This window comes from bacterium (assembly GCA_035528375.1).
In the GTDB taxonomy this organism is placed as follows: Bacteria; RBG-13-66-14; RBG-13-66-14; order RBG-13-66-14; family RBG-13-66-14; genus RBG-13-66-14.
The window spans coordinates 1-3247 of record DATKYS010000068.1 but is presented as its reverse complement, the minus strand read 5'-3'; the positions used below and the strand labels follow the sequence as shown (position 1 = coordinate 3247).

Below are 3247 nucleotides of genomic sequence, written 5' to 3'. Positions count from 1 at the left end.
AAAACGCCCCTTTACAACCCCCGCGCCCTTTGGTACAATACGCCTCCGCCAACGAGCAAAAGGGGTCGCCATGTACGCCGTCATCCGCACCGGCGGCAAACAGCACCGGGTCAGCGAGGGGGACCTCGTCCGCGTGGACCGCCTGGCCGGCGAAGTCGGCGAGAAGGTGGTCTTCGAGGAGGTCCTGTTCACCGGGGACGGCGAGGGCTACCGCCACGGCGCGCCGCTTCTGGCCGGGGCGAAGGTTTTGGGCGAAATCGCCATCCAGGGCCGCGCCCGCAAGGTGAAGGGCATCAAGTTCAAGCGCCGCAAGCGCTACACCATCACCTTCGGTCACAAGCAGCCCTACACCTGGGTCCGCATCCAGGGTGTCAAGCTCACCCCGCCGAAGGTGGAGAAGCCCGAACAGGCCGAACCGGAAGCCGTGTAAAATCTTCTATCGAATCGAGGCCCCCACGGGGGCCTTTTTTAGGTGGGTGGATTGATGGAAATTCGGAGGCCCCGCGGGGGCCTTTTTTTAAGCCGCCCCTGCGCCGGGGCGGTTTGCGTTCCCCCTTGCCAAGCGGTCCGCGCTCAAGTACCATCGCCGGTGGAATAAACAAGGGAAGGATGACGGATGAACATCGGTTCCTACTTCGGCCCCGAGAACGTGATTCTGAATATGAAGGCCGACGACAAGAAGGACGCCATCGCCGAGCTGGTGGACAACCTGGCCCGGACCGGTCGGCTGTCGGACCCCGGCGAGCTCATCGAGGCGGTCGTCGCCCGCGAGGAGCTCTGCACCACCGGTCTGGAGAACGGCGTCGCCATCCCGCATCCGCGCCACGGACAGCCCCACCTCATCGAGGGGCTGGCCATCGTCTTCGGGCGCAAGAAGGCGGGGCTCGATTTCGAGAGCATGGACGGCAAGCCGACCAGGCTGTTTTTCCTGTTGTGCGCCGAGAGCGACACGGTTCATCTGCGTTCCCTGGCCCGCCTCTCCCGCCTGCTGAAGGACTCCGCCTTCCGCAAACGTCTCCTGGACGCCCCCGACGCCGGGGCGGTCGTCGAGGCGATTTCGGAGGCCGAAGCCTCGCTGGAATAGGGACCGGCGTCCTTTCGGACCGTTCTACGAGGGCAAGGGCGCCGACCCTTGCCCGATCCGTCCTGAAATTCCCAACCGAGGAGCGGGGGACTATGGCGGTGAAGGTTCGTGACCTCTACGAGAACAACCGGGCGAAGCTCGACCTCAACCTCGCCACCGGCGACGAGACGCTGGAGCGGGAGATATCCCGGCCCGACCTCGAGCGTCCCGGCCTGGCGCTGGCCGGCTATTTCGACGTTTTCCCCTCCGAGCGCGTGCTGCTCCTGGGGCACACCGAGAGCAGCTACCTGGCCACGCTGACCCCGGAGAAACGGCGGGGGGTTTTCGATCGCCTGACCCAGGAGTGCGGCGTCCCCTGCTTCGTGGTCACCCGGGGGTACGACCCGCCCGGGGAGCTCATCGAGAGCGCGTCCGCCGGCGGCATACCCGTTCTGTTGAGCCCGGAGCACACCCAGGAGGTGGCGACCGTCCTGGGGTACTACCTCCACGAGGCTCTGGCGCCGGTGCAGAAGGTCCACGGCGTCCTGGTGGACATCAACGGCGTGGGGGTGCTGATTCTGGGCAAGGCGGGCATCGGCAAGAGCGAGTGCGCCCTGGACCTGGTGGCCCGGGGCCACCGCCTGGTGGCCGACGACGTGGTCGAGGTCAGGGCCCGCCTCAACTCGGTCCTCATGGGCTCCAGCCCCCAGAACGTCCGCGAGTACATGGAAATCCGGGGCATCGGCATCATCAACGTCCGCCACCTGTTCGGCGTGAACGCGGTGCGCGACCAGAAGCGCATCGAGCTGGTGGTCCAGATCCGCCAGTGGGACGGCGGCTACAACTACGACCGCGTGGGCCTGGACACGGTTTACCGGGAGCTCCTCGGCATCAAAATCCCCCAGATAGTCATCCCGGCCATCCCGGGGAAGAACCTCGGGACGATCGTGGAGCTGGCGTCGGCGAGCCACCTCTTGCGGCGCCGCGGCTACAACCCGGCCCGCGAGCTCGACTCCAAGCTCCTCGAGGAGATGGACGCCCGAGCCAAGGAGGCCCGGGAGCCCTACGTGGACCTCACCGACGACCTGCAGGACATGGAGTGATGTCGGTCCGGTTCGCCGTCGGGGTCGCGCTTTTATTTATCGGGGCGTTCTCCTGCGCCGAGGAGGCCGAGCCCTGGCGGGGGACCGTGGAGGGATTTTTCGACGCGGTGGAGGCGGGCGACCCGGAAAGGGCGTCCGCTTTCTGCGACGGCGACCCGGGCGGGCTGGCGACCTACCTGAAGCCGGGCGCGCGGCCGGAGATCGTCGGCGATCCGGTGAGCGACGGCGGACGGGTCGAATTGACCGTCCGCACGCCGGGGCGGCCGGGGCTCACCCTGGTGCTCGTCGAAAAAGACGGCGATTGGTCGGTGGCCGTGGAGGAGAGCCGGTCGGCCACTCTGGCGTCGGCGCTCAACGCGGCCTTCGGCGGGGAGTAGCCCTTGGACCGGGCGGAGGAGCTGGGGGAGCGGGCTGAAACGCTGGCGGCCGAAATCTACGAGCGCCGGGGCTGGACCGTCGTCGCCCGCGACTGGCGCCCGCACGGTCTGGACCTGCGCGGCGACCTGGACCTCGTCGTCCGTAAGGGCGATATTCTGGCCGTGGTGGAGGTCAAGGCCCTGCGGCGGCGCGGCCCGGCCGGCGGCCCCCGTGAGGCGGTGACCCCGGCAAAAATCCGCCGCCTGGCCCGCCTGGCGGACGCGCTTTTAGTGAGCCGGTCCGACCTGCGCGGCCTCTACGTCCGCTTCGACGTGGTGGCCGTCCTGTGGCCCCGGGGGCGGGAGCCCGAGGTGGAGCTCATCGAGGACGCCTTCCGGGTGTAGGGGTGGCCGTCCACGGTCGCCCGCGGCCCCCCCTCTCCCTCCGGGAGAGGGGTCAGGGGTGAGGGCCACCATATAAAAAACGGGCCGACCTGAACGGCGCGCCGTCGGTCGGTCCCTACGTCATCACAACGGGCGGGTGTGGACACCCGCCCCTACGTCATCGCAATTCGCGGCGGCCCGCGGAGGGGCCGCCCTGCATCATCGCAATTCGCGGCGGCCCGCGGAGGGGCCGCCCTACGTCATCGCAACGCGCGATACGGGCTGCGATAGTCCCCTCCCCCCTCTGGGGGGAGGGTTAGGGTGAGGGGTGCAGCGGTCCC

General features: G+C 68.4%; 5 protein-coding genes. All 5 read left to right on the top strand.

Going from position 1 to position 3247, the window contains the following annotated elements; translation table 11 throughout:
- The first annotated feature begins 70 nt into the window (after positions 1–70).
- The 5 genes from rplU (at position 71) to VM054_04920 (ending at position 2927) form a co-directional block, all read left to right on the top strand.
- Complete coding sequence (gene rplU / locus VM054_04940) at positions 71–430, top strand: 50S ribosomal protein L21 (GenBank protein ID HUT98406.1); 360 nt, start codon at positions 71–73, stop codon at positions 428–430.
- 186 nt (positions 431–616) lie between these two features.
- Entirely contained in the window at positions 617–1084 is a 468-nt protein-coding gene (locus tag VM054_04935; protein ID HUT98405.1) for a PTS sugar transporter subunit IIA, read from the top strand.
- 92 nt (positions 1085–1176) lie between these two features.
- On the top strand, positions 1177–2166 hold the full coding sequence (gene hprK, locus VM054_04930) for an HPr(Ser) kinase/phosphatase (GenBank protein ID HUT98404.1): 990 nt from the start codon (positions 1177–1179) through the stop codon (positions 2164–2166).
- Positions 2166–2543 (top strand): hypothetical protein, encoded by a 378-nt coding sequence (locus VM054_04925; protein ID HUT98403.1) that lies wholly within the window; start codon positions 2166–2168, stop codon positions 2541–2543. The genes hprK and VM054_04925 overlap by 1 nt, the downstream gene beginning before the upstream one ends.
- 3 nt (positions 2544–2546) lie before the next feature.
- Positions 2547–2927 carry a YraN family protein gene (locus VM054_04920; protein ID HUT98402.1) on the top strand — a complete coding sequence of 127 codons (381 nt, stop codon included), beginning with the start codon at positions 2547–2549 and terminating at the stop codon, positions 2925–2927.
- The last annotated feature ends 320 nt before the right edge of the window (positions 2928–3247 follow it).

Bases quoted from the DNA above. Each gene is read 5' to 3' on its own strand.
- rplU (HUT98406.1), top strand. From the start codon at position 71: ATGTACGCCGTCATCCGCACCGGCGGCAAACAGCACCGGGTCAGCGAG.
- VM054_04935 (HUT98405.1), top strand. From the start codon at position 617: ATGAACATCGGTTCCTACTTCGGCCCCGAGAACGTGATTCTGAATATG.
- hprK (HUT98404.1), top strand. From the start codon at position 1,177: ATGGCGGTGAAGGTTCGTGACCTCTACGAGAACAACCGGGCGAAGCTC.
- VM054_04925 (HUT98403.1), top strand. From the start codon at position 2,166: ATGTCGGTCCGGTTCGCCGTCGGGGTCGCGCTTTTATTTATCGGGGCG.